Source organism: Brevundimonas bullata, from assembly GCF_014207965.1.
Taxonomy (GTDB): domain Bacteria; phylum Pseudomonadota; class Alphaproteobacteria; order Caulobacterales; family Caulobacteraceae; genus Brevundimonas; species Brevundimonas bullata_A.
Genome location: NZ_JACHLM010000001.1, coordinates 568,126 through 593,159, shown reverse-complemented (window position 1 = coordinate 593,159; position 25,034 = coordinate 568,126). Strand labels below are relative to the sequence as shown.

Sequence of the window (25,034 nt, the reverse complement as noted above, 5' to 3'; positions counted from 1 at the left end):
CCATTACGTCTGCGGCTCCGGTTCGGTTCAACGCCCATCGTCACGGCCGGCTTCCCACGCTAGTCTGCGGGCCTGTGAAGGGACCGACCATGACGCGACACACCCTGCTGGCCTCGACCGGCGCCGCCCTTGCCCTGATCTTCAGCGCCGCGCCTGTCGCGGCGGCCTCGGCCCAGACGCCGAGCGTGGCGGGCCTGCCCTATGACGCGCGGCGCGGGGTCTTCACCTTCGCCGCCGGTCTGGACGCCTCCCTGCCCGCCGTCGTGCAGGTCACGACCCTGGGCCAGTCGCGCGGCCCGCGTTCGGACGGCGATCCCAAGCCTTCGCAGGGCGGATCAGGCGTCATCATCGACGCCGCCAACGGCATCATCGTCACCAACAACCACGTCATCGAGAACGGCCAGAAGTTTACTGTCGACCTGAGCGACGGGCGCCTGTTCGACGCCGTCCTGATCGGGGCGGACAAGGCCACCGACATCGCCGTGCTGAAGATTGAAGGCGCGGGACTGTCGCAGGTCCAGACCGTGGATTCCGACACCCTGCGCACCGGCGATCTGGCCTTCGCCGTGGGCTATCCGCTGGGCCTCGATCAGACCCTGACTATGGGGGTGATCTCGGGCCTGAACCGCTCGGGCATGGGCGACGCCATCGAGGACTATATCCAGACCGATGCGGCCGTGAACTCGGGCAACTCGGGCGGGCCGCTGCTGGACAGCCGGGGGCGGCTGATCGGCATCAATACCTCTATCCTGTCGGGCGGCATGGGCGGCGGCAACGACGGCATCGCGTTTGCCGTGCCGACCCGCATCATGATGTTCGTGGTCGACCAACTGCGCGCCACCGGCGAGGTCAAGCGCGGCCAGATCGGCGTGGCCCTGGGCTCGCTGACGGCGGAGCGGGCGCGCGAGCTGGGTCTGAACCTGGTGCGCGGGGCGGTGGTCTATGACGCGGCGCCGGGATCGTCGGCCGAGGCGGCGGGACTGCGCCCCGGCGACGTCATCACCCGCATCCAGAATCGCCCCGTGGCCAACGCCGGCTCGGTTCAGGCCACGGTGGGCATCGCCCGGCCGGGCGCGACCCTGCCGGTCGTCTATCTGCGTGACGGGCGCGAGGCGACGACCAGCCTGACGGTTCAATCATCCGACCTTCCCGCCGTACGTGTCGGGCGCAGCGCGACGATGGCGCGCGGCCTGACCTTCCGCAACGCGGGCGAGGGGGCTCAGATCACCGTGGTCGAGGCCGGCTCAGCCGCAGCGGCGGCGGGCGTTCAGGCGGGCGACGTCGTGGTGTCGGCGGGCGGGGCAAGCGTCAGCGACATGACCGCCCTGGCGACGGCCTTGCAAGCCGCCGCCGGTGCGGCTGAGCTGACGGTGATGCGCGACGGCGAGCGGATCACGATCCACCTGCCCGGCTGATATTCGGCCCCGCTCGGCGGGCGGCTTCGCGCGCCGCCGCGCCCCCGGAAGCAAGCGGAACCATTGTCCTCACAGGGCGGTTTGAGCCCCGAACCGAGGAGATGCGACCGTGGACGATTTCAAGCGAGACGACCCTAATGTGATTACGCCCTTGCCGGGCGTCGAGCGACGCGTCCAGGAGACGGTGATCATTCAACGCGAAAGCAGCAACGCGGCCTGGTGGGGCGTCGGTATCCTGGCCGCCCTGGCCGTTGTGACGCTGTTGTGGTTCCTCACGCGACCGGCTGAACAGGCGACCGACGCCGACCTGCGCGTCGCCCAGGCGGAGGCCGCCGCCGAAAGCGCTCGCCAGACCGCAGAGGCGGCTCTTGTCCAGAACCAGCTCAACGGCGCCCGGGACAGCGTCGCCATCGCCCAGGCTCAGACCGCAACGGCTCGCGCCGAAGCGATTCGCGCCGAAGCCGAGGCGCGCACCGCCCAAGCCCAGGCGTCGGAGCCTGTTGTTATTGAGCGTCAAACCGTGGTTCAGCCCGCGTCGAATGGCCCTGCCGTCGTGACCAGCACGACGCCGCAGCCTTGAGGCCAGGCGGCCGGGGCCGCCCGCTCGTCCTATCTGATCGCTGAGGCTTCGACCCGGCGATCAGGCGGATCAGGTTTTGCCTGCGCTGATGCTCGCGGCTAGGTCCAGACAGCAAAACGCCCGCGTCGCCAGGAGGGGGAGGAGGGCGATCACGGGCGTCTCTGCTTGGAGGAAGCATCGGCCCGTCGAAGCCCACTAGCGGAAAAATCCTGGGGGGCTGGGGGGGCTGTTCAGGATCCGGGACTCTTCCGAACTCCGACAGGCCGATGATGTAGATTTGACCCCCGTTCCGGGCGGGCTCACGACCGAATGGGGGCCTTTTCGTGTTCTGCGAGATTTTTTGCTCGCCGGGTCGAAATCAGACCTTCGACAGGATCAGGGTGCCGTTGGTGCCGCCGAAGCCGAAGCTGTTGGACATGACATGCTTCAGTTCGCCGTCGTGACGCTGACGCAGGATCGGCATGCCCTCGAAGTCGGGGTCCAGGTTTTCGATGTGGGCGCTTTCGGCGGCGAAGCCGTGCTTCATCATCAGCAGGCAGTAGATCGCTTCCTGGGCGCCCGCCGCGCCGAGCGAGTGGCCCGTCAGCGACTTGGTGGAGGAGATCATGGGCAGGTCTTCGCCGAAGACGTTGCGCACCGCGCCCATCTCCTTGGAGTCGCCGACCGGGGTCGAGGTGCCGTGCGGGTTCAGGTAGTCGATGCGCGGGTCGCCGGCCATCTTCAGCGCCAGCTTCATGCAGCGCTCGGCGCCCTCGCCCGAGGGGGCCACCATGTCGTAGCCGTCCGAGTTGGCGGCGTAGCCGGTGACTTCAGCGTAGATGGTCGCGCCGCGCGCCACGGCGCGTTCGTACTCTTCCAGCACCACGATGCCGGCGCCGCCGGCGATGACGAAGCCGTCGCGGTCCTTGTCATAGGCGCGGCTGGCGACCCCAGGTGTCTCGTTGAAGTTGGAGGACATGGCGCCCATGGCGTCGAACATGTTCGACATGGACCAGTCGATGTCCTCGCACCCGCCGGCGAAAACCACGTCCTGCTTGCCCCAGGCGATCTGCTCGGCGGCCGCGCCGATGCAGTGGGCCGAGGTCGCGCAGGCCGAGCTGATCGAATAGTTGATGCCCTTCAGCTGGAACCAGGTGGCCAGAACCGCTGACGGGCCGCTGGCCATGGCCTTGGGCACGGCGAAGGGGCCGACGCGCTTGGGCGAGCCTTTCTCGATGGTGGTCTGGGCCGCCTGCAGGATGACCTGGGTCGAGGGGCCGCCCTCGCCGACGATCAGGCCGATGCGCTCGTCCTTGATCTCTTCGGCGCTCAGGCCGCTGTCCTTCAGCGCTTCTTCAAAGGCGATGTGCGCCCAGGCCGTGCCGTTGGCGAGGAAGCGCGCGGCGCGGCGGTCCACCAGCGGCGTCCAGTCCTCGGCGGTCACGCCGAGCGACGGCGGCGCCCAGACCTGTGAGCGGAAGCCGTACTTGGCGTGGTCGGCGGCGTGCTGGACGCCCGACTTGGCTTCGCGCAGTGAGGCTGTGACCTCGTCCTGGCCAGTGCCGATGGAGGAGACGATGCCCAATCCGGTGACGACAACACGCCGCATGGTGGTTTCCTAACGTTCAGTCTTCAGGCGCCGCGTTGACCGCGGTCTGCATTAAATGGGGTCAGGCTTCGGTCGACGCTACCACGCCGCCGAACAGGCCGACACGCATGTCGGCGCAGGTGTAGATGACCTCGCCGTCGGCCTCGAGCACGCCGTCGGCGATGCCCATGACCAGCTTGCGGTTGATGACGCGCTTCAGGTGGACCTTATAGACCACCTTCTTGATGTCCGGGGTGACCTGGCCGGTGAACTTGACCTCGCCGACGCCCAGGGCGCGGCCCTTGCCGGCGCCGCCGATCCAGCCGAGGTAGAAGCCGACCAGCTGCCACATGGCGTCCAGGCCCAGGCAGCCCGGCATGACCGGGTCGCCGATGAAGTGGCACTGGAAGAACCAGAGGTCCGGATTGATGTCGAGTTCCGCCTCGACATAGCCCTTGCCGTAGTCGCCGCCGTCGGCGGTGATGGTCTTGATGCGGTCGAACATCAGCATCGGCGGGGCCGGCAGCTGGGCGTTGCCCGGACCGAACAGTTCGCCACGGCCCGAGGCCAGCAGGCCTTCATGATCGAACGACGACGGATATTGGGACTGGCTCAAGGATGACGCTCCGGAAGTGTTGCGGGCGGGTTACACGACCCTGCGCGCCCGCTCAACTGTTGTGAAGGCTGGAGCCTGACCGGTGGATCAGCTTCCAAGCCTGATAATCGCTCTAGCTGCGACCCGCGCCGGCAGGGCGGGCGGCGTTGCACAGGGCGCGTTCCTGGGTTCCGAACACGGCGCGCTCGGGCACCCAGCCGCGGATCTTGCGGGCGCGGACCCGGCACCAACCCTCTTCGCATTCATCCAGCGAGACGATGGCGCGGGGCGACAGGCGGGCGCGTACCGAGGAGGTCGCCGACCGGCCCGAATGGATCATGATCTCCTCGGCCGAGCGGTTGAACACGCTGCGGCGGCCCGAGGCCACGGTGCGGTGGATCCAGGCGACCGAGCCGTCGGGGTCGCAGATCTTGCGCCACTCCCTGGTCTCGGCGATCACCTGCACGGGCAGGCCCGCGGCGCGGTACTCCCACAGGATCCGGTAGTCGAGGCCCGGCCCCTGGCGGGCGCGGACCTGAGAGGATTTCAGCGTGACCCAGCGCGGCACGTCCAGCCCGGTCGGCGTGGGCCGACCATCAGGCATGAGGGCGCCGGCGCCCGCGAAGACGCCTAGCCCTAGAACGGCGGTGATGACGGCGATACGCCGGAAACTTTTGAACCTGACCACAGCTTTGCTAAACACCGGATCGACCCGTCCCGTACGTGCGTTCCCGCACGTCGAAAACCCAGGCCCTCTATGTCCGCTCGCAAGCTTAAGGTCGTATTAACCAGACGCCTGCCGGACGCGGTGGAAACGCGGCTGCGCGAACTTTTCGACGCCGAGCTGAACCTGACCGACCGTCCGATGTCGCGCGACGATCTGGCCGCCGCCGTGCAGCGCGCCGAGGTCCTGATCCCGACCATCACCGACCATCTGGACGCCGAGCTGATTGCGGGCGCGGGCGATCAGCTGAAGATGATCGCCAACTTCGGCGCCGGGGTGGACCATATCGACATAGACGCCGCTGTGGCGCGCGGGATCATCGTCACCAACACCCCCGGCGTTTTGACCGAGGACACCGCCGACCTGGCCATGAGCCTGATCCTGGGCGTCAGCCGCCGCATCGTCGAAGGCGCCAATGTCGTCGCCGCCGGTCAGTTCGAGGGCTGGAGCCCGACCTGGATGTGCGGGCGCAAGCTGTGGGGCAAGCGTCTGGGCATCGTCGGCATGGGTCGCATCGGCCAGGCCCTGGCCCGCCGCGCCAAGGCCTTCGGCATGCAGGTCCACTATCACAATCGCAAACCCGTCTCGGACATGATCGCCGAGGAGCTTGGCGCGACCTGGTGGGACGATCTGGATCAGATGCTGGCGCGGATGGACGTCATCTCGCTGAACTGCCCGGCCACCAGGGACACTCATCACCTGCTGTCGGCCGAGCGCATCGCCCGGCTGCAGCCCCACGCCATTGTCGTGAATACGGCGCGCGGCGAACTGATCGACGAGGCGGCCCTGGTCGAGGCCCTGGACCGCCGCGCCCTGTTCGGCGTCGGCCTGGACGTGTTCGAGCACGAGCCGGCGGTGCATCCCGGCTTGATGGGGCGCTCAAACGTGGTGCTGCTGCCCCACCTTGGTTCGGCCACCATCGAGGCCCGTCAGGACATGGGCGACCGCGTCATCGCCAACATCATGACCTATCAGAACGGTCACCGTCCGCCCGACCGGGTCATCCCGGCCATGCTCTAGGCTTGAGCTGATCCGCAAACCGGGCAGGCTGGGTCGGCGGCGACCCTGACCACCCGGCTGGTTCCGGCCAGGCCGTCATAGAGCGTCAGACGGCCGGTCAGGGGCTCGCCGGCCCCGGTGATCAGTTTGATCGCCTCCAGCGCCGCCATGGCGCCGATGACGCCGGCCAGAGCCCCGACGACGCCGACGCGGGCGCAGGTCTCGGCGTCGGGCGGGGTCTCGGGCACCAGGCATTGATAGCAGGGCTGGCCGGTGAAGACCCCGACCTGGCCGTTCCAGCGGCCCAGGGCGCCGGACACCAGCGGCACGCCGTTCGCGACGCAGGCGGCGTTGACGGCGAAGCGGGTCTCGAAGTCGTCGGTGCCGTCCAGCACCACATCGAACCGTTCGATGATGCTGCGGGCGTTGTCGGGCGTCAGACGCTCGACAAAGGGCTCGACGGCGACATGGGGGTTGAGCGCGGCGAGATGCGCGGCGCCCGCTTCGACCTTGGGCCGCTCGGCGTCGGCGGTGGTGAAGATGATCTGGCGTTGAAGGTTCGACAGGGCGACCGCGTCATGGTCGATCAGGCCCAGGGTTCCGACCCCGGCGGCGGCCAGGTAGAGTGCGGCGGGCGCCCCGACCCCGCCCAGGCCGACGATCAGCACCCGCGCGCGCTTCAGCGCCTGCTGGCCGGGGCCGCCGAGCTCGGACAGCACCAGTTGGCGCGCGTAGCGATCGACCTCTTCATCAGAGAAGCGGGTGGGGGCGGGAGCGGAAGACTGGGTCACGCCTCTGTCTAGCGCAGTCGAGCCAAGCCGTCAGGCGGGAATGGGCAGGGCCTGGGCCGCCGTGGTCAGCAGGGCTTCGGCGCGATGAGGGCTCAATTCGTCGAGGGCGGCCCCGTTCAAAATGCGGGCGGCCTCAGGCGTCATCTGCGCCAGGGTCATTGGCCACGCCGGAAAGAGGCGGGCCGGCACGTCCTGATCCGACAACAGGCGGAGGTTCTCGTGGCGGGGATCGGCCCGGAGTCGATCCAGCAGCCGGTCCACGTCGGCGCGGTGACCCTCGATGGCCTGAAGGAACCGCCCGTCATGACGCATCAGCACCCCGGTCAGCCCGTCTCGACGATTGTTGCGCTCCGACTCGCCGAGGATTTCGGCCAAAATCAGCAGGCTGGTCGCGGCGTCGCCGACGGCGTCGCTGACGTAGAGGGCGCGGTGGAGAGGCAAGGCGGGAACTCGAACTGAACGCGACGCAACTGATATCGGAAGACTCCCTGTCACGGGGGCGGGGGATAGGCAAGCAATGCGCCGCCCCTGCGGCGTGGCGGCGTCTTGCGAGAGGGCGCAATCCTCGCCATCTGATCGCCATGACCCAGACCTCAAGCTTCCCCGACTGGCACGGCACCACCATCCTGGCGGTGCGCAAGAACGGCCGCACCGTCATCGCCGGCGACGGCCAGGTCTCGATGGGGCCGACCATCGTCAAGGGGGCGGCGCGCAAGGTGCGCACCCTGGCGGGCGGCAAGGTCCTGGCCGGGTTCGCCGGGGCCACGGCTGACGCCCTGACCCTGATCGAGCGGCTTGAGGCCAAGCTGGAGCAGTATCCGGATCAACTGGCGCGCGCCTGCGTCGAACTGGCCAAGGACTGGCGCACCGACCGCTATCTGCGCCGGCTGGAGGCCATGCTGCTGGTCGCCGACAAGGACACCATCCTGACCGTGACGGGCGTCGGAGACGTGCTGGAGCCGGAATACGGCGTGGCCGCCGTCGGCTCCGGCGGCAACTATGCGCTGGCCGCCGCCCGCGCCCTGATCGACGTGCATACCGAGATGGACGCCGAGCAGATCGCCCGCAAGGCCATGCAGATCGCCGCCGACATCTGCGTTTACACCAACGGCAATCTGACCATCGAAAGTTTGTAGGGCGCTATCGCTCGCCGCGCGGCGGCTCGCTGCTTGAGCGCCTATCCGAGTATTTCTGGACCGTCTGAACCATGACCGATCTGTCTCCCCGCGAAATCGTTTCCGAACTGGACCGCTACATCGTCGGTCAGGACGACGCCAAGCGCGCCGTGGCCGTGGCCCTGCGCAACCGGTGGCGCCGCAAGCGCGTGCCCGAGGATCTGCGCGACGAGGTCACGCCCAAGAACATCCTGATGATCGGCCCGACGGGCGTGGGCAAGACCGAGATCGCCCGGCGCCTGGCCAGGCTGGCCGGCTCGCCCTTCCTCAAGGTCGAGGCCACCAAGTTCACCGAGGTCGGCTATGTCGGCCGCGACGTCGATCAGATCATGCGCGACCTGGTTGAAAGCGCCCTGGTCATGGTGCGCGACAAGCGCCGCGCCGGGGTCAAGGCGCGCGCCGAGGGCCAGGCCGAGGAGCGGATCCTGGACGCCTTGGTGGGGCCGGGCTCGCAGCCCGCGACGCGCGAGGCCTTCAGGAAGAAGCTGCGCGCCGGGGAACTGGACGACAAGGAGATCGAGATCGCCCTGGCCGACACGACCTCGCCGCTTCAGGGCCTGGACATGCCGGGCGGCGGCGGCAACGTCGGCCTGCTGAACCTGTCCGACCTGCTGGGCAAGATGGGCGGCGGGCGCACCAAGACGGTCAAGCTGACCGTGGCCGAAGCCATGGCGCCGCTGACGACGGAAGAAAGCGACAAGCTGCTGGATCAGGAAAGCCTGACCAAGGAAGCGCTTCTGCTCGCCGAAAACGAAGGCATCGTCTTCCTCGACGAGATCGACAAGGTGGCGGCGCGTCAGGGCGCCTCCGGGGCCGATGTTTCACGTGAAGGCGTGCAACGCGACCTGCTGCCCCTGATCGAGGGGACGACGGTGTCGACCAAGTACGGGCCGGTGAAGACCGACCACGTCCTGTTCATCGCCTCGGGCGCCTTCCACGTGGCCAAGCCGTCGGACCTGCTGCCCGAACTGCAGGGCCGCCTGCCGATCCGGGTCGAGCTGAAGGCCCTGACCCGCGACGACTTCAAGCGCATCCTGACCGAGCCCGAGGCCAACCTGATCCGTCAGAACCAGGCCCTGCTGGAAACCGAGGGCGTCACGTTGGTCTTCACTGACGATGCGGTCGAGGCGATGGCCGACGCCGCCGTGGCGGCCAACAACACCGTCGAGAACATCGGCGCCCGCCGGCTGCAGACCGTGATGGAGCGGGTGCTGGAGGAGACCAGCTTCAAGGCCTCGGACCTGTCGGGCCAGACCCTGACCTTCGACGGCGACAAGGTGCGCGAGAAGGTCGGGGAACTGGCCAAGAACATCGACCTGAGCCGCTTCATTCTGTGATTGGACGGCGGTGCGGGGTCAGCCCCGCATCGCCTCCACCGCCGCGACCAGACGATCCAGGTCGCTGGGGCTCGACAGCCGGTGGTCGCCGCCCTCGATCAGGTCCAGACGCACGTCGCCGCCGGTCAGACGCTCGGCCAGTTCGATCTGATGGCGCCACGGCACCACGTCGTCGGCGCGGCCTTGCAGGACGTGAACCGGCGCGCTGATGTCGATCACCCCGTCCAGCAGCAGCCAGTCGCGCGCCTCTTCGAACATGCGCCGGGTCAGGACGTAGGACCCCAGCCCCTCCTCGGTGATGACGGTCTCGCCTTCGCGCAGGATGGCCTGACGCTCGTGGTCGGCCAGACCCGGCCACATCAGCTTTTCGGTGAAGTCCTGGGCCGGATTGACCAGCACCAGACCCTTGATCCGCTCCGGCCGCGCCAGGGTCGCCAGCAGGGCGACCCAGCCGCCCATTGATGAGCCGACCGGGATGACGGGGCCGTCGAGACTGTCGATCAGGGCGATCGCGTCCTCGCGCCAGCGACCGATGGTGGCCTGTCTCCAGTCGCCCGAGGACTGGCCGTGGGCGAAGTGGTCGTAGCGGACATAGTTCCAGCCACGCTCGCGCGCCGCCTGTTCGAGGGCGAGCGCCTTGGTCCCCTCCATGTCCGAGCGGAAGCCGCCGACCCAGATCACGGTCGCTCCCGTGCCCGCCACAGCCTTGAAGGCCAGGCTCTCGCCGTCCTGGCGGTTCAAGGTCTGGATCGGGGTTTGGACGTCGGACATGCAAAGCTCCTCGGACTGTCATTCCTTGCGGAATGGCTTTAGCAGAGACCGGGTTTCTTCACAGGCCGCGAGAGCCCCGCTTGTCCGCACCCAAAGCCCTTTTCGTGTCCTCGAACCGCATCGGCGACTGCGTCATCTCTTCCGGCGTGATCCGCGAGATCGCGCGCCAGTTGCCGGGGGTGCGGATCACCGTCGCCTGCGGCCGTCCGCCCGCGCCCTTTTTCCGCTCGGCGCCGAATGTCGAGCGGGTCATCATCCTCGACAAGAAGAAGGCCGCCGGACACTGGGTCGATCTGTGGAAGCAGGTACGCGGCACGCAGTGGGATCTGGTCGTCGACATCCGCGGCTCGGCCCTGGCCTGGTTGATCCCGGCCAAGCGCCGCATCGTCTATAACCGCCGCTGGGAGACCGGCCTGCGCAAGGTCGAGATGGTGTCGCGCCTGATGGGCTCGGCGACGCCGCTGGACCCGGAAATCTTCCTCGACGATCAGGCCCGCGCCGAGGCCGCCGCCGTCATCGACCCGCAGCTGGCCGCAGGGCCGGGCGCGGGGCCGATCCTCGCCCTGGCGCCGATCGCCCATCAACCGGGCAAGTCCTGGCCCGCCGACCGCTGGGGCGCGCTCGTCGAAAAACTGAAGGCCGAGCCGCGCTTCGACGGCTGGCGCTTCATGCCGGTCGGCGGACCCGGCGACCGGCCGCCGGCGACACCCGCCCTGGAGGCCGCCGGTGACCGCGGCATCGACTGCGTGGGCAAGGGCGATATCCTGTGTTCAGCCGCCGCTATCGACCGCGCCGCCCTGTTCGTCGGCAATGACAGCGGGCTGATGCACGTCGCGGCGGCGCTTGGCCGACCCACGCTGGGCCTGTTCGGTCCGACAGAGTGGTGGCTCTACGGACCCTGGGGGCCCAAGACGCGCATGGCGGCTTCGAACGAGACCCGCGGGCAGTTCGCACCAATCGAGGATTTGACCGTCGATCACGTCTTTGAAGGGGTTCTCGCGCTGCATGACGCCTACATCGGCGGCTCAAACCCCGACCAGCCTTGAATTACAGGGCTTCTATCGCCATATTCCCGCCGCCGGGAACGCCGCTCTCAGTCGCGCGCTGATCTCTGCGAGAATTATCGCCTACTCTTCTGACCACATAAGGAAACGACGCCCATTCGCCGTCCCATGCAAGCGCCGCCCGTCAAAGACGGGCCGCCCATCAACCAGGAAATCCGCGCCACGCGCGTGCTGCTGATCGACCAACACGGCGAGAAACAGGGCGTCATGCCGCTGTCGTCCGCGCTGGAAGCGGCCGAAGAGGCCGGTCTGGATCTCGTCCAGATCGTCGGCAACGCCGAGACGCCGGTTTGCAAGATCCTGGACTACGGCAAGCATCGTTTCCAGGAGCAGAAGAAGAAGGCCGAGGCGCGCAAGCGTCAGAAGGTCGTCGAGCTCAAGGAAATCAAGCTCCGTCCGAACATCGATACCCATGACTATGAGGTCAAGGCCAAGTCGATGCATCGCTTCTTCGAGGAGGGCGACAAGGTCAAGGTGACCCTGCGCTTCCGCGGTCGTGAAATGGCGCACCCGGAACTGGGCATGAAACTGCTCAACAAGGTGCAGGCCGACTTCGACGAAGTCGCCAAGGTCGAGTACGCTCCGCGTATGGAAGGCCGCCAGATGATCATGATCCTGGCGCCGCGCTGATCGCGATCCATCGCTGAATATGAAAAGCCCCGGCCTTGCAGCCGGGGCTTTTTCTTGCCCGAAGGGCTGGGGCGCGGGTTGGCGGCCGGGAATCGCGTCGGCCGGATTGTTGAAGCCGTGACTCCGCTTGCCTCGCGCCGGGGTTCGGCGTAGAAGCCGCCTCTTCGCGACCGAACAGCCGGGCTAACAGGCATGCCTGGGCCGTTCGTTTCAGCTTCGCACTCCGGGCTCAAGCAGCTCGAAGAGCGATAGCCCACTAAAAAGAGAGAGTGAAAATGCCGAAACTGAAGACGAAGTCTGGCGCCAAGAAGCGCTTCAAATTCACGGCCACTGGCAAGGTGAAGGCCGGCGTTGCGGGCAAGCGTCACCGCTTGATCAGCCACAACTCCAAATACATCCGCCAGAACCGCGGCACCTCGGTCATGGCCGACGCCGACGCCAAGAAGATCAAATCCTACATGCCGTACGCCTGATCGGCGCGCGCGTTTCGATCTGATCTCTACGTAAGAATTTGAAAGGATAGCGACACATGGCTCGCGTCAAACGGGGCGTAACGTCCCACGCCAAACACAAGAAGGTTCTTAAGCAGGCCAAGGGCTTCTACGGCCGCCGCAAGAACACCATCCGCACGGCCAAGGCCGCCGTCGACCGCGCAGGCCAGTACGCCTACCGCGACCGTCGCAACAAGAAGCGTTCGTTCCGCGCCCTGTGGATCCAGCGCATCAACGCCGCCGCCCGTCTGGAAGGCTTCACCTACTCGCAGTTCATCCACGGCCTGGACAAGGCCGGCATCGTGCTGGACCGTAAGGTCCTGTCGACGATCGCCGCCGACGAAGCCAGCTTCAAGGCCATCGCTGACAAGGTTCGCGCCGCTCTGGCCGCCTAAGGCTTTCGCGCTCAAGCCGCTCAGCCCCGCGGGCCGAGCGCTAGCGTAAGAAGACAAAAACGCCCGTCCCGGTCGCCGGGGCGGGCGTTTTTCATGGCCAAGCCTGACCTTTTGGCCGGGTCGGGCGTTGGAGTGCGACAGCCGGGTCGACTGGCGACCTTGGCGGTTCAGGAGGCTTTGCTGATGTCCGTCGCTCGCGTCACCGAAATCACTTCATCCTCGACAGTCAGCTTCGACGACGCTGTCGCCCAGGGCATCGCCCGCGCCGACAAGACCCTGCGTCATGTCGAGGGGGCGTGGATCCAGGACCAGAAGGTCGTGGTCCGCGACGGCCAGATCGCCGAATACCGGGTCAATATGAAGGTCACCTTCGTCCTCGCGGATTGAGGGGCCGACTGAGTTTGATCGACGCTGAAGGCTTTGCGTGACGGCCGTGTCGGGCTAGACGCTGCGGACCATGACCGATCTCGCCCAGCTAGAACTCGACCTGATCAACGCCATCGGAGCGGCCGAAAGCGTCGCTGCGATCGAAGAGGTGCGCGTCGCCGCCCTCGGCAAGACAGGGGCCGTCTCCGCCCTGCTGAAGGGGATGGGCGCGCTCAGCCCTGACGAACGCCGCGAGCAGGGGCCGATCATCAACGGCCTGCGCGACCGCGTCAGCGCCGCCATCGTCGCGAAAAAGGCCGAGCTGGAGGCCGCCGAGCTGGACGCCCGGCTTCTGGCCGAGCGCGTCGACCTGACCCTGCCCAGCCGTCCGCGCCGCAAGGGCGGGGTGCATCCGACCATGCAGGTCATGGACGAGATGATCGCCCTGTTCGCCGAGATGGGCTTCGCCGTGGCCGAAGGCCCGGATATCGAGGACGACTTCCACAACTTCACCGCGCTGAACTTCCCGCCCAAGCACCCGGCGCGGGAGATGCACGACACCTTCTTCCTGAAGCCCGACCCGGAAACGGGCGAGCGCAAGGTGCTGCGCACCCACACCAGCCCGGTGCAGGTGCGGACCATGATGAGCCAGAAGCCGCCGATCCGCATCATCGCGCCCGGCCGCACCTTCCGTAAGGATTCCGACGCCACCCATACGCCGATGTTCCACCAGATCGAGGGTCTGGTGATCGACCGCGACATTCACATGGGGCACCTGAAGACCACGCTGGAGACCTTCATCGCCCGCTTCTTCGAGCTGGACGACGTCAACGCCCGCTTCCGTCCGCACCACTTCCCCTTCACCGAACCCTCGGCCGAGATGGACATCCGCTGCGACCGCTCGGGCGGCAAGCTGACCCTGAACGAGGGCGAGGACTGGCTGGAGATTCTCGGTTGCGGCATGGTTCACCCCAATGTGCTGCGCAACTGCGGCATCGACCCGGACGAGTATCAGGGCTTCGCCTTCGGCATGGGCGTGGATCGCCTGGCCATGCTGAAATACGGCGTCTCCGACCTGCGCCCCATGTTCGAGGCCGATACGCGCTGGCTGGCGCACTACGGCTTCTCCGCCTTCGCCGCGCCCAACCCGGCCAGCGGCCTCAGCTGACTTCGAGAGTTTCAGACATGACCGACCAGACCCAGACCCCGATGTCCGCAGAAGAAAAGTTCGGCCGCGAACTGGTGGCCCGCACCACCTTTGAAAAGGAAGCCGTCTGGCTGCCGTCGCTGTCGGTGCATCACATGAACGCCGGCCAGACCTTCATCGAGGGCAAGACCTTCACCGAATGCCTGATCGAAGGCCCGGCGGTGATGGCGGTGATGAACGGCACCAGCTTCGACACCTGCAACATGGGCGTGGCCGAAAACCCGAAGACCCTGTTGCTCGACCCGCGCGGCGACATGATCGCCGGCGCCATCGGCATGTCGAACTGCAAGTTCGTCCGCTGCCGTTTTGTTCAAGTGGCTTTCACCGGCGCGCGTGAGATGCTTGATGGCCTCGAGAAGGATCTTTTGAGTGCGCGCGGCGAGGCGGCCCAGGCATGACCGACGCACCCATCACGCTCGAACTGCTCGGCCCCGGCCCGGAATACAAGAAGGTCAACGTCTGGTTGCCGCAGCTGTTCATGGAGACCAGCCGCGCCGGGTCGCTGATCGTCGAGAACCGCACTTTCATTGACTGCCTGATCGAAGGGCCGGGCGTTCTGCTGCCCTTGGAAGGCTGCCATTTCGACGGCTGCAACATGGGCGACGCCCATGGCGACCCGCGCAACCTGATGCTGCAGCCCGTCGGGCCTCAGCGCGTGACAGGCGCTATTCCGTTCAAGGACTGCAAATTCATCAACTGCCGCTTCCTGGGCGTAGGCTTCACCGGAACCAAGGCTTATCTCGACGACATGGTCGCTGCCTTGGGCGGAGCCGCCCAATGAAGTTCACGCTTTCCTGGCTGAAGGACCACCTCGAGACCGAGGCCGACGTCCACCAGATCGCCGAGGCCATGACCATGGCGGGGCTGGAGGTCGAGGCGGTCCATGATCCGGTCGCCGTCCTGGCGCCCTTCACCGTGGCCAAGATCCTCTCGACGGCGCGTCACCCCGACGCCGACCGCCTGCAGGTCTGTCAGGTCGAGACCGTCGATGGCCTCAAGGAAATCGTCTGCGGCGCCCCGAACGCGCGTCCGGGCCTGACCACCATCTACGCCCCCATCGGCGCCTATGTGCCTGGCCTGGGCGTGACCCTGGTCGAGAAGCCGGTGCGCGGCGTCGTCTCGCACGGCATGTTGTGCTCGGCCTCGGAGCTGGAGCTGGCCGACGAGAGCGACGGCATTCAGGAACTGCCGCCGGAGATCCCGGTCGGGACCCCGGTCGCCGGCCTGTTCGGCGCCGAGCCGGTCATCGATTTCGAGGTGACGCCGAACCGCCCCGACTGGCTGGGCGTCGCCGGCATCGCCCGCGACCTGGCCGCCGCCAGCGTCGGCACGCTGAAGCATTTCGACATCGCCGTGGTGCGCGGCGCCTTCCCCTCGCCGATCTCGGTGCGGCTGGACGCGCCGGAGATGTGCCCGGTCTTCGCCGGTCGCGTCATTCGCGGCGTCAAGAACGGCCCGTCGCCGGCCTGGCTGCAGAAACGCCTGACCGCCATCGGCCTGCGCCCGATCAATCGTCTGGTCGATGTCACCAACCTGATCGCCTACGACCGCGCTCGGCCGCTGCACGTTTATGACATGGCCAAGCTGTCGGGGACCGAGATCGTCGTGCGGGGCGGCCTGACCTCGGCGGAGACGGGCGAACCCGAGCATCTGATCGCGCTTGACGGCAAGACCTACGCCGCCGCGCCGAGCGACTGCGTCATCGCCGACGCCGGGGGCGAGCGTCCCATCGGCCTGGGTGGCGTCATGGGCGGCGAAAGCACCGGCTGCGACGAGGCGACCACCGACGTCTTCCTGGAAAGCGCCTGGTTCGAGCCTATCGTCATCGCCCAGACGGGCCGCACCCTGGGCATCCATTCCGACGCCCAGTACCGCTTCGCGCGCGGCGTCGATCCGGTCTCGGTGACGCCGGGTCTGGAGCTGGCCACGCGCCTGATTCTGGACCTGTGCGGCGGCGAGCCGTCCGAGATCGTCTTCGTCGGCGAACCGCCGGCCAGCCCGGCGCCCTTCGCCTTCGACCCGGCCTATGTGAAGCGCCTGACCGGCATGGAACTGAGCGACGACCGCATCGGCACCATCCTGGGCCAGCTCGGTTTTCTGGTCACCGCCGGCGGCGCCGATCAGGCTGAACCCTGGACCGTGACGCCGCCGTCATGGCGCCGCGACGTCGAAGGCCGCGCCGACCTGGTCGAAGAGGTGGCGCGCATCGAGGGCTTCGCCGCCCTGCCCAACACGCCCCTGCCCGAGGTCGCTCGCGCCCCCGGCGGCGTGCTCAGCCCGCGTCAGGCCCGCGTCCGCATCGCCCGTCGCGCCCTGGCCAGCCTGGGCTATGCCGAGGCCGTGACCTGGTCCTTCACCAAGCAGTCGACCGCCGTCCTGTTCGGCGGCGGCGATGATCGTCTGGTGCTGGAAAACCCCATCGCGGCCGACCTCGACTGCATGCGGCCGTCGATCCTGCCCAACCTGGTCCAGGCGGCGGCGCGCAACGCCGCGCGCGGCCACGCCGACGCGGCCCTGTTCGAGGTCGGCCCCGTCTATCTGAACGACCAGCCGAACGGCCAGCGGACGGCCATCAGCGGCCTGATCGCGCCCCACCCCGACCGCCACTGGGGCGGAACGGGCGAAGACGCCCTGTTCGACCTCAAGGCCGACCTGTTCGCCCTGCTGGAAGAGATCGGCGCGCCCGTCGCCTCGCTGCAATTGGCGCAAGGCTCGAACCAGAGCTGGTGGCATCCCGGTCGTTCGGCCCGCCTGCAACTGGGCCCCAAGAACGTCATCGTCGAGTTCGGCGAACTGCATCCGCGCGTGCTCAAGGCGCTGGACGCCGACGGTCCCATGCTGGCCTTCGAGGTCATCCTCGACGCCGTGCCTGAGCCGCGTGGGAAAGGCGGCAAGGCGCGAGGCGCGGCGGACCTGCCGAACCTGATGCCGCTCAGCCGCGACTTCGCCTTCCTGTTGGACGAGGCCAAGGCCGTGGGCGACCTGACCCGCGCCGTCGCCGGCGCCGACAAGGCCCTGATCGCCGAGGTGCGCGTCTTCGACGTCTATCGCGGCCAGGGCGTGCCGGAAGGCCAGAAGTCGGTCGCGATCGAGGTCGAGATCCAGCCGCGCGCCGCCACCCTGACCGAGGCCGAGATCGAGGCCCTGACCGCCAAGGTCGTCGCCGCCGCCGCCAAGGCCGGCGCGGTGCTGAGGACCTAAGGATGGCGGACAAGAAGCCCTGGGCCGAGGTTCAGTTCGAGCGCAGCCTGTTCCGCGCACGATGGCTGATGGCGCCCTTCTACCTGGGGCTGGTCGCGGCCCTGATCATGCTGCTGGCTGTCTTCGTCCGGGAACTGATCTATTACGTGCCGCAAGCTTTCGTCATGGGCGAAGGCCACATGAAGTCGGACGGCGCCATCCTGGCCATCCTCAGCCTGGTGGACCTGTCGCTGGCGGGCAACCTGCTGCTGATCGTCATCTATTCCGGCTACGAGAACTTCGTGTCCAAGCTGGATCTGGACGAGAACCACGTGGATCGGCCGCCGTGGATGGGCACGGTCGACTTCTCGGGCCTGAAGATGAAGCTGATCGCCTCCATCGTGGCGATCTCGGCCATCTACCTGCTCAAGAGCTTCATGAACATCGGCAAGCCGGGCGTGCCGCTGGACGAGGCCGGTCTGATGTGGGCCGTGATCATCCACCTGACCTTCGTGGCCTCGGGCGTGCTGCTGGCGCTCATGGACTGGATCGCCGCGAAGACCGACAAACACTAGGGCTTTGCCCTAGTGTTTTCTTTTTGAGGCCTATCGCGCTTCGCGCTACTTGAGGCCCGCGATGTTAGAGGCTCCCGGGGGCGCCCGAGAGGCTGCTGACGAAGCCTTGATCGGCTTGGACGGCGCGGAATACAGCCAAGCAAGGTTCGGTTAACCTTAAAGCCCCAAGGCTGCCGCAAAAGACACGGACGGTAAGGTCAAGCCCGCGACGATGGGCGACCCGTCCTCTGTCAGGAGCCTCGACATGCATCGCCGCCAACTGATCCGCACCAGCCTTGGTCTCGCCGCCGCCGGCGCTCTGCCCGTGGGCCTCGGCGCCTGCGCCTCGACGCGCCAGCCGACCGACCCCAACTACCCGATCGCCTCGGACCAGAACGCCCAGGCCTATACCTTCGAGGAGCTGGTCTCGGCCGGATCGCGCGAAATGGGCATCGCCGCCGAGGCCATGGGCTCGGCCCTTGAGCGCGTCTTCGCCGAACAGGGCGACCGCCCGACCGCCTATATCGCCGGCGAGGAAGCCGCCGGCGCGGCTGTCGTCGGCGTGCGCTACGGTCGCGGGGCGCTGCACATGAAGGACCTCTCGGCGTCCCAGGAAGTCTTCTGGCAGGGGGCTTCGATCGGTTGGGACGTGGGCGGCAACGCCAGCCGCGTATTCACCCTGGTCTACGGTCTCTATCACCCGGACATGCTCTATCGCCGCTACCCCGGCGTCGAGGGCTCGGCCTATCTGGTCGCGGGCCTGGGCGTGAACTATCAGCGTGCCGACGGCATCGTCCTGGCCCCGATCCGCACCGGCGTCGGCCTGCGCCTGGGCGCCAACGTCGGCACCATGAGCTACAGCCGCCAGCGGAACATTCTTCCTTTCTGACTTTATGAAACGAAGAGGCGCTACGCTCGCGACGCGGTCGCTCGCTGCTTGAGCGCGTTCAGGGGCGCCCTTGCGGCGGCGGGGCTGCGAGGATGCTTTCCAATCCCTCGCGCCAGGTCGGGTATTTGGGCCGCCAGCCTAGCTCGGCTTTGGCGCGGGCGTTCGAGAGGCGTTTGTTGTCATTGTAGAAGCGCCGCATGGCGTCCGAGACGGACGGGTCGTCCAGCGACACCTCGGGCGGCAGGGGCAGGCCCAGCCGCGTCGCCGCTCCCGCCATCACCACGTCCGCCGGCGCCGGCTCATTGTCGGCCAGGGTATAGGCGCGGCCGGGATGGGGGCGGGCCATGGAGGCGAAGACCCCGGCTACGGCGTCCTCGACATGGATGCGGTTGAACACCTGGCCAGGCTTCTTCACCAGTCGGGCCATGCCTTCGCGCAGACGGTCCAGCGGCGAACGGCCGGGGCCGTAGATGGCGGGCAGGCGGAAGATCTGCACCGTCAGCCCCATGCCGCGTCCGGCGTCTAGCCAGTCCTGCTCGGCCCGCACGCGTCGCGCGCCCTCCAGGCTGGCGGCGTTCAGTTCGTCGTCCTCGAAGGCCCAGCCGCCCGCCCGGTCGCCATAGACGGCGGTGGAGGAGACATAGCCGATCCAGTCGGGATAGGCGCCCGAGGCTGTGATCGCCGGGATCAGGGCCTTCAGGCCGGGACAGCCGGCGCCGTCGGGCGCTGCGGTGATCAGGATGGCCGAGGCTTCATCGACCGCGGCCCGCAACGCCGCCGTGTCGGCCGGATCGATCGGCAGGACGCCCGCCGCCGTCAATTCCGCGCGTCGCGCCGGATCGCGCGAGGTGGCGAAGGCGCGAGCGCCGCGTCGGATCGCCTCGCGCGCCGCCTCAAGCCCCAGATAGCCGCCGCCGAAGACCAGCAGGGACAAGGCGGCGGGGGCAGGCTGGGTCATGGCGATCCGGTCAGGCGGTCTTGGCGACGTCGGGGACGTCTTTCCCCTGAGACTGCAGCGCTTCTGCGCGCTTGTCGTTCCAGGCCGAGACGCAGGCGATCTTGGAACGGTCGGCCCGGTCGGCGTAGCGGCGGGCGATGTCGGTGACGTCGGCCATCAGCCCCTCGGCCAGGGTGATCGGCTTCAGGCCCAGGTCGCGGAACTGGTCGTTGGCGACGACCAGTTCGTTCTCGTCGGCCTCCTGACGCGGGTTGGGCACGTTGTGAACCTCGGCGCCGGTCATGTCGGCCACCATGCGGGCCAGGTCGCGGACGCGGCGGCTCTCGGTCATCTGGTTCAGGATCTTGACCCGGTCGCCGGACTTGGGCGGATTGTTCAGCGCCAACTCGACGCAGCGCACCGTGTCCTGGATGTGGATGAAGGCCCGCGTCTGGCCGCCCGAGCCGTGCACCGTCAGCGGATAGCCGACCGCCGCCTGCATCAGGAAGCGGTTCAGCACCGTGCCGTAGTCGCCGTCATAGTCGAAGCGGTTGATCAGGCGCTCGTCCTGCTTCGTCTCCTCGGTCTGGGCGCCCCAGACGATGCCCTGGTGCAGGTCGGTGATCCGAAGGCCGTCGTTCTTGGCATAGAACTGGAACAGCAGGGCGTCCTGCGTCTTGGTCATATGATAGATGCTGCCCGGATTGGGCGGGAACAGGATCTCCTGCTCGGTCGGGCCGTGGTCGGTGTCGACCGTGACCTTCAGATAGCCCTCGGGAATGCGCAGCCCGGCGGTGGTGTAGCCATAGACTCCCATGGTCCCCAGGTGGGCCAGATGCACGTCCCGGCCGCTCTCGACGATGGCCGCCAGCAGGTGGTTCGTGGCGTTGAGATTGTTGTCGACGGTGTAGAGCTTGTGCCGCGCCGACTTCATCGAATAGGGGGCGGCGCGTTGCTCGGCGAAGTGGACGACGCTGTCGGGCGCCCAGTCCTTGATCAGGGCCACCAGGCGGTCGAACTCCTTGCCCACCGTCATGTTGACGAAGTCGATGGTGCGGCCGCTGACCTCGCGCCATGCGTTGATGCGTTCGCCCATGGTGCGGATGGGGGTCAGGGACTGGACCTCCAGCTCATTGTCGATGTTGCGACGGCTGAGGTTGTCGACGATCAGCACCTCCCATCCGCGCGCCGACAGGTGCAGGGCCGTGGGCCAGCCGCAGAAGCCGTCGCCGCCGAGAATGATCACCCGCATGGTCGAACCCTGTGTCGTCTATCACTCCCCCCTGCCTAGCCGATGGCGGGGGCGGGCGGAAGCGGCGGCGATGCGGGTCTTGATGCGACCGAGCGCCGCCCGCCGCCCCCGTGCCGGACGCGAGGGCGGCGGGCGCCAGGCTATCGACGCGTTCGCAGGGCCGCGAGGGTCACGGTGGGCCTCCCGGCGTATTGATCCGCGCGGCGGGCGGCGACCTGGGCCCACCCGTCCGCCACGGCGTCCCTGATGCACCAGTGACGGACCAGATAGTGGTCCATCGGCAGGCTGGCCGTGTCGCAGGTACGCCGGGCCGCCGTCTTGAGACGATGATCCAGCATTCGGGTTCCCATCGGCTGCCTCAGGTCGAGGTCGGCATAGGATACGATGACAGCCTCAGCGCCCTTGACGGGCTGGGTGGCCGGGGTTTGGGCTTGGACGCCGTTCGGCGTGGCGATGGCGAGCAACAGGGCTGCGCCCATGATCGTCGTGTGCATCTTGCAATCTCCTGATCGCCCTTCCGCTGCGCTTGTCCTTTCGCAAAAGACCAGCGACCGACTGATGTCTGACAACTGGTCGGCGCGGTCATTGTTCTTCGTGAAACACGAGGTTCTGTCGCCGGACCTTCACAAGGTCGTTCCCGAGTCTAGGGCCGCGGTCGGGTGCGCAAGGCCGCGATCATGACGGGGCGGCTTTCGGCGGATCGGATCGCGCCGTGCGCGGCGACCTGGTTCCAGCCGTCCTGCACGGCGTCTCTGACGCACCAGTGGCGGGCGCGGGGGGCGGCCACGACCAGGTTGGGGTCGCCGCAGACGCGCTGGGCGGCGGATCTGAGCCGATTGTTCAACAAGCGGGTCGCCGCCGGCTGGCTCAGGTCCAGGTCGGCGTAGGCGACAGCAAGGGTTTCGGCGTGCGCCGGAACGGCGGCCGTTTGGGCCTGTACGGTGCAAGGGGGGGCGACCGCGAGCAGCAATGCCGCCCCCGTGACCAAGATCTTCATCGTGCGTCTCCAGTTTAGGCCCATCGCCGCGCCATTAGCGTCAGCATAAAAGGGCGTTGCTTGACTGGAGATCGACGTTAGGCGAACGGACGTAGCGCTGTCTCGAAAAAAACGCAGCGTTCAATCGGCCAAGTTACACGAATTTGTTGAGGTAAACTTGGGGTATATGGGGAAACTATCTCGTATTCTGAGCGATCGTGAGGTTTTGTCTCATGTGCCTAAGGTAATGGCGTGTTTCGTCTCACGAATGCTGAGGCTGTTCAGAGCAGAGCGGTGATCGCCGCGCGGGTGGCTTCGCCCAGGTCGGGGCGTTTCAGGGCCAGGGCGACATTGGCGCGCAACAGGCCGATCTTGTCGCCGCAGTCGTGGGTCACGCCTTCGTACTCATAGGCGGTGAAGGTCTGGGTCTTCATCAGCCGGTCCATGGCGTCGGTCAGCTGGATCTCGCCGCCCGCGCCGCTTTCCTGGGTTTCCAGCAGATCGAAGATTTCCGGCTGCAGGATGTAGCGGCCCGAGATCGACATGTTGGACGGCGCCGTGCCCTGGGCGGGTTTCTCCACCATGCCCTTCATGGCGAAGCGACGGCCGTCCTGAGCCGAGGGGTCGATGATGCCGTATTTGTGGGCGGCGGCCTCGGGCACGGCCTCGACGCCGATGACATTGCCGCCGACCTCGGCATAGAGGTCCGCCAGCTGCTTCAGGGCGCCCGGCTGCGAATCGACGATGACGTCGGGCAGGATGACGGCGAAGGGCTCGTGGCCGATGATGTCACGGGCGCACCAGACGGCGTGGCCCAGGCCCTTGGGTTGCATCTGGCGGGTGAAGCTCATCTCCCCAGCCGTGGCCAGCTCGGCGTTCATGGCCTCCAGCAGCTCGATCTTGCCCTTGGCCAGAAGCTGGGCCTCCAGCTCGATCTGATGGTCGAAGTAGTCTTCGATCGCCTGTTTGGCGCGGCCGGTGACGAAGACGATGTGCTCGATCCCCGCCTCGCGCGCTTCCTCGACGATGTAGCTGAGGATGGGCCGATCAACGACGTTCAGCAGCTCCTTCGGCGTGGTCTTGGTGCCGGGCAGGACGCGGGTGCCCAGGCCAGCCACGGGAAGAACCGCCTTGCGAAGGCGTGCGGGGGAAGTCGTCATCAGTCGTCCTGAAACAGCCGTTAGGCGCCTGTCATAGGCGCAAACCGTGACCGTTCCAAACGGCGGCTGAGGGTTCAGGTTCCGCTCACTCCACCGTCACCGACTTGGCCAGGTTGCGCGGCTGATCGACATCCGTGCCCTTCTGGACCGCTGTGTAATAGGCCAGTAACTGCACCGGCACGGCGTAGACCAGGGGCGCGATCAAGGGGTGACAGTCGGGGGCGTCGACGCGGCGGATGCCGTCGCCGTGGGGCGCAGGGGCGGTCGCCGGGGCGATCATGATGACGGGGCCGCCGCGCGCGGCGACCTCGGCCAGGTTGGAAGCGGTCTTCTCGAACACCTCGTCCAGCGGGGCCAGGGCGATGATGGGGGTCTTTTCATCCACCAGGGCGATGGGGCCGTGCTTCAGCTCGCCGGCGGCGTAGCCCTCGGCGTGGATATAGCTGATCTCCTTCAGCTTCAGCGCGCCCTCCATGGCCAGGGGGAACATGGCGCCCCGGCCGAGGAACAGGACGTCCGTGGCCTTGGCCAGGTCTTGAGCGATGGCGCGGATCTGGCCGTCCATCTGCAGGGCCTCGGCGATCAGGCGCGGGGCCTCGAACAGGGCCTTGACCAGCGCCGCCTCTTCGTCGGCGCCGATGCGGCCGCGCGCCACCCCCGCGGCGACGGCCAGGGCCAGCAGGGCCGAGACCTGGGCGGTGAAGGCCTTGGTCGAGGCGACGCCGATCTCCGGCCCGGCGTGGGTCGGCCACAGGACGTCGGCCTCGCGCGCCATCGACGAGGTGTGGACGTTGACGACGGCGGCGGTCTTCAGGCCCTGCGCCTTGCACCAGGTCAGGCTGGCCAGGGTGTCGGCGGTCTCGCCCGACTGGCTGACGGCCACGGCGACCGTGCCCGGCGTCAGGGCGGGGGAGCGGTAGCGGAACTCCGACGCGATCTCGACGTCGCAGGGCAGGCCGGCGTATTTCTCGAAGGCGTATTTGCCGATCTGACCGGCGTAGAAGGCGGTGCCGCAGGCGATGATCTGGATGCGGTCGACAGCGGCGAAGTCGATGGCTTGTGTCTTGGCCGCGCCCGTCACCAGATCAAGGTATTCCGACAGGGTGTGCTGGACGCTGTCGGGCTGTTCGTGGACTTCCTTTTCCATGAAGTGGCGATAGGCCCCCTTCTCGACCATGGCCGAGGAGGCCGAGACCTGCACCACGGCGCGGTCGGCGGGCCGGCCCGAGGCGTCGAACATGTGCGCGCCCGACCGGGTCATGGCGACGTAATCGCCTTCTTCCAGATAGGAGATCTTCTGGGTGAAGGGACCGACGGCCAGGGCGTCCGAGCCCAGGTACATCTCGCCCTCGCCCCAGCCGACGACCAGAGGACTGCCCCGGCGCGCGCCCAGGATCAGCTCGTCCTCGCCCTCGATCAGGACGGCGAGCGCATAGGCGCCGGTCAGGCGGTCCAGCGTGGCCTTGAAGGCGTCCAGCGGGGCCAGGCCCGCCGCCAGCTTGTGATCCAGCAGATGGGCCACGACCTCGGTGTCGGTCTGGCTCTCGAAGACGCGGCCCTCGGCCTCCAGCTCGGCCTTCAGTTCGGCGAAGTTCTCGATGATGCCGTTGTGGACCAGGCAGACGCGGCCCGCCTTGTGCGGGTGGGCGTTGGCGGTGGTTGGAGCGCCGTGGGTGGCCCAGCGGGTGTGGCCGATGCCGAGGGTCCCAGCCAGCGGCTCGGCGGCCAGCACGGCCTCCAGTTCGCGGATCTTGCCCTTGGCGCGGCGACGCTCGATGCAGCCGTCGACGACGGCGGCGATGCCGGCGGAATCATAGCCGCGGTACTCCAGCCGCTTCAGGCTGTCGACCAGACGGGGAACGACAGGGCCGGCGCCCGTAATGCCGATGATGCCGCACATGAGGTCTGCTCCGATCAAGGGGCGAAGCGGTCTCGCTTTGCGCGACGCCGCCGTAAGGGGTAAGCGAGAGGGTTCCGCC

General features: G+C 67.5%; 28 protein-coding genes. 16 read left to right on the top strand and 12 right to left on the bottom strand.

Annotated elements, in window-relative coordinates; genetic code table 11:
- Window positions 1-89: 89 nt before the first annotated feature.
- A complete protein-coding gene (locus HNP51_RS02930; RefSeq protein WP_184266887.1) occupies window positions 90-1,415 on the top strand; it encodes a S1C family serine protease in 1,326 nt (441 codons plus the stop codon).
- A gap of 109 nt (window positions 1,416-1,524) precedes the next feature.
- Window positions 1,525-1,995: a hypothetical protein gene (locus HNP51_RS02925; RefSeq protein WP_184266885.1), complete on the top strand. Its 471-nt coding sequence runs from the start codon at window positions 1,525-1,527 to the stop codon at window positions 1,993-1,995.
- 358 nt (window positions 1,996-2,353) lie between these two features.
- Here HNP51_RS02925 and fabB read toward each other — a convergent pair whose 3' ends face one another.
- The 3 genes from fabB to HNP51_RS02910 form a co-directional block, all read right to left on the bottom strand.
- Window positions 2,354-3,583 (bottom strand): beta-ketoacyl-ACP synthase I, encoded by a 1,230-nt coding sequence (gene fabB, locus HNP51_RS02920; RefSeq protein ID WP_184266883.1) that lies wholly within the window; start codon window positions 3,581-3,583, stop codon window positions 2,354-2,356.
- 61 nt (window positions 3,584-3,644) lie between these two features.
- Window positions 3,645-4,178, bottom strand: coding sequence for a 3-hydroxyacyl-[acyl-carrier-protein] dehydratase FabA (gene fabA / locus HNP51_RS02915; RefSeq protein ID WP_184266881.1), 534 nt, complete (start codon window positions 4,176-4,178; stop codon window positions 3,645-3,647).
- Window positions 4,179-4,290: 112 nt separating this feature from the next.
- Window positions 4,291-4,761, bottom strand: coding sequence for an SH3 domain-containing protein (locus tag HNP51_RS02910; protein WP_184266879.1), 471 nt, complete (start codon window positions 4,759-4,761; stop codon window positions 4,291-4,293).
- A gap of 153 nt (window positions 4,762-4,914) precedes the next feature.
- Here HNP51_RS02910 and HNP51_RS02905 point away from each other — a divergent pair, with 153 nt between their 5' ends.
- Complete coding sequence (locus tag HNP51_RS02905; protein ID WP_184266877.1) at window positions 4,915-5,901, top strand: D-glycerate dehydrogenase; 987 nt, start codon at window positions 4,915-4,917, stop codon at window positions 5,899-5,901.
- On the opposite strand, the gene HNP51_RS02900 is transcribed toward HNP51_RS02905, so the two are convergent.
- Together HNP51_RS02900 and HNP51_RS02895 are read right to left on the bottom strand one after the other, a co-directional pair.
- Entirely contained in the window at window positions 5,898-6,671 is a 774-nt protein-coding gene (locus HNP51_RS02900; RefSeq protein ID WP_184266875.1) for a molybdopterin-synthase adenylyltransferase MoeB, read from the bottom strand. The two genes, HNP51_RS02905 and HNP51_RS02900, sit on opposite strands and share 4 nt — an antisense overlap.
- A 30-nt stretch (window positions 6,672-6,701) precedes the next feature.
- On the bottom strand, window positions 6,702-7,112 hold the full coding sequence (locus HNP51_RS02895; protein WP_184266873.1) for a BLUF domain-containing protein: 411 nt from the start codon (window positions 7,110-7,112) through the stop codon (window positions 6,702-6,704).
- A 140-nt stretch (window positions 7,113-7,252) separates the two neighbouring features.
- Between HNP51_RS02895 and hslV the strand changes: the two genes are divergently transcribed.
- Together hslV and hslU are read left to right on the top strand one after the other, a co-directional pair.
- Window positions 7,253-7,807, top strand: a complete 555-nt coding sequence (gene hslV, locus HNP51_RS02890; protein ID WP_184266871.1) for an ATP-dependent protease subunit HslV — start codon at window positions 7,253-7,255, stop codon at window positions 7,805-7,807.
- A 71-nt stretch (window positions 7,808-7,878) separates the two neighbouring features.
- Entirely contained in the window at window positions 7,879-9,183 is a 1,305-nt protein-coding gene (gene hslU, locus HNP51_RS02885; RefSeq protein WP_184266869.1) for an ATP-dependent protease ATPase subunit HslU, read from the top strand.
- A gap of 18 nt (window positions 9,184-9,201) precedes the next feature.
- Here hslU and HNP51_RS02880 read toward each other — a convergent pair whose 3' ends face one another.
- A complete protein-coding gene (locus HNP51_RS02880; RefSeq protein WP_184266867.1) occupies window positions 9,202-9,954 on the bottom strand; it encodes an alpha/beta fold hydrolase in 753 nt (250 codons plus the stop codon).
- Between the two features lie 80 nt (window positions 9,955-10,034).
- Here HNP51_RS02880 and HNP51_RS02875 point away from each other — a divergent pair, with 80 nt between their 5' ends.
- The 11 genes from HNP51_RS02875 (at window position 10,035) to HNP51_RS02825 (ending at window position 18,730) form a co-directional block, all read left to right on the top strand.
- Window positions 10,035-11,000, top strand: coding sequence for a glycosyltransferase family 9 protein (locus HNP51_RS02875; RefSeq protein ID WP_184266865.1), 966 nt, complete (start codon window positions 10,035-10,037; stop codon window positions 10,998-11,000).
- Between the two features lie 126 nt (window positions 11,001-11,126).
- A complete protein-coding gene (infC, locus tag HNP51_RS02870; RefSeq protein ID WP_114817143.1) occupies window positions 11,127-11,648 on the top strand; it encodes a translation initiation factor IF-3 in 522 nt (173 codons plus the stop codon).
- Window positions 11,649-11,923: 275 nt separating this feature from the next.
- Window positions 11,924-12,121 (top strand): 50S ribosomal protein L35, encoded by a 198-nt coding sequence (gene rpmI / locus HNP51_RS02865; protein ID WP_003166435.1) that lies wholly within the window; start codon window positions 11,924-11,926, stop codon window positions 12,119-12,121.
- Between the two features lie 56 nt (window positions 12,122-12,177).
- The gene (gene rplT, locus HNP51_RS02860; RefSeq protein ID WP_114818141.1) at window positions 12,178-12,534 is read left to right on the top strand and encodes a 50S ribosomal protein L20; all 357 of its coding nucleotides are present in this window, start codon (window positions 12,178-12,180) and stop codon (window positions 12,532-12,534) included.
- Window positions 12,535-12,717: 183 nt separating this feature from the next.
- Window positions 12,718-12,921, top strand: coding sequence for a dodecin family protein (locus HNP51_RS02855; protein WP_114818166.1), 204 nt, complete (start codon window positions 12,718-12,720; stop codon window positions 12,919-12,921).
- A gap of 70 nt (window positions 12,922-12,991) precedes the next feature.
- Window positions 12,992-14,068 carry a phenylalanine--tRNA ligase subunit alpha gene (gene pheS, locus HNP51_RS02850; protein WP_184266863.1) on the top strand — a complete coding sequence of 359 codons (1,077 nt, stop codon included), beginning with the start codon at window positions 12,992-12,994 and terminating at the stop codon, window positions 14,066-14,068.
- Between the two features lie 17 nt (window positions 14,069-14,085).
- The gene (locus tag HNP51_RS02845; RefSeq protein ID WP_184266861.1) at window positions 14,086-14,505 is read left to right on the top strand and encodes a hypothetical protein; all 420 of its coding nucleotides are present in this window, start codon (window positions 14,086-14,088) and stop codon (window positions 14,503-14,505) included.
- On the top strand, window positions 14,502-14,888 hold the full coding sequence (locus HNP51_RS02840) for a hypothetical protein (RefSeq protein ID WP_184266859.1): 387 nt from the start codon (window positions 14,502-14,504) through the stop codon (window positions 14,886-14,888). The genes HNP51_RS02845 and HNP51_RS02840 overlap by 4 nt, the downstream gene beginning before the upstream one ends.
- On the top strand, window positions 14,885-17,308 hold the full coding sequence (pheT, locus tag HNP51_RS02835) for a phenylalanine--tRNA ligase subunit beta (RefSeq protein ID WP_184266857.1): 2,424 nt from the start codon (window positions 14,885-14,887) through the stop codon (window positions 17,306-17,308). Before HNP51_RS02840 ends, pheT begins: the two co-directional genes overlap by 4 nt.
- A gap of 2 nt (window positions 17,309-17,310) precedes the next feature.
- Window positions 17,311-17,862 carry a TIGR00645 family protein gene (locus HNP51_RS02830; protein WP_184266855.1) on the top strand — a complete coding sequence of 184 codons (552 nt, stop codon included), beginning with the start codon at window positions 17,311-17,313 and terminating at the stop codon, window positions 17,860-17,862.
- Between the two features lie 244 nt (window positions 17,863-18,106).
- Window positions 18,107-18,730, top strand: a complete 624-nt coding sequence (locus HNP51_RS02825) for an EipA family protein (RefSeq protein ID WP_184266853.1) — start codon at window positions 18,107-18,109, stop codon at window positions 18,728-18,730.
- Window positions 18,731-18,788: 58 nt separating this feature from the next.
- Here HNP51_RS02825 and HNP51_RS02820 read toward each other — a convergent pair whose 3' ends face one another.
- The 6 genes from HNP51_RS02820 to glmS form a co-directional block, all read right to left on the bottom strand.
- Window positions 18,789-19,688: an NAD(P)H-binding protein gene (locus HNP51_RS02820; protein ID WP_184266851.1), complete on the bottom strand. Its 900-nt coding sequence runs from the start codon at window positions 19,686-19,688 to the stop codon at window positions 18,789-18,791.
- A 10-nt stretch (window positions 19,689-19,698) separates the two neighbouring features.
- Window positions 19,699-20,919, bottom strand: coding sequence for an NAD-dependent epimerase/dehydratase family protein (locus tag HNP51_RS02815; protein ID WP_184266849.1), 1,221 nt, complete (start codon window positions 20,917-20,919; stop codon window positions 19,699-19,701).
- A 140-nt stretch (window positions 20,920-21,059) separates the two neighbouring features.
- On the bottom strand, window positions 21,060-21,413 hold the full coding sequence (locus HNP51_RS02810) for a UrcA family protein (protein ID WP_184266847.1): 354 nt from the start codon (window positions 21,411-21,413) through the stop codon (window positions 21,060-21,062).
- 149 nt (window positions 21,414-21,562) lie between these two features.
- The gene (locus HNP51_RS02805; protein WP_184266845.1) at window positions 21,563-21,916 is read right to left on the bottom strand and encodes a UrcA family protein; all 354 of its coding nucleotides are present in this window, start codon (window positions 21,914-21,916) and stop codon (window positions 21,563-21,565) included.
- A gap of 260 nt (window positions 21,917-22,176) precedes the next feature.
- Entirely contained in the window at window positions 22,177-23,055 is an 879-nt protein-coding gene (galU, locus tag HNP51_RS02800; protein ID WP_184266843.1) for a UTP--glucose-1-phosphate uridylyltransferase GalU, read from the bottom strand.
- Between the two features lie 85 nt (window positions 23,056-23,140).
- Window positions 23,141-24,955, bottom strand: a complete 1,815-nt coding sequence (glmS, locus tag HNP51_RS02795; protein ID WP_184266840.1) for a glutamine--fructose-6-phosphate transaminase (isomerizing) — start codon at window positions 24,953-24,955, stop codon at window positions 23,141-23,143.
- Between the last annotated feature and the right edge of the window lie 79 nt (window positions 24,956-25,034).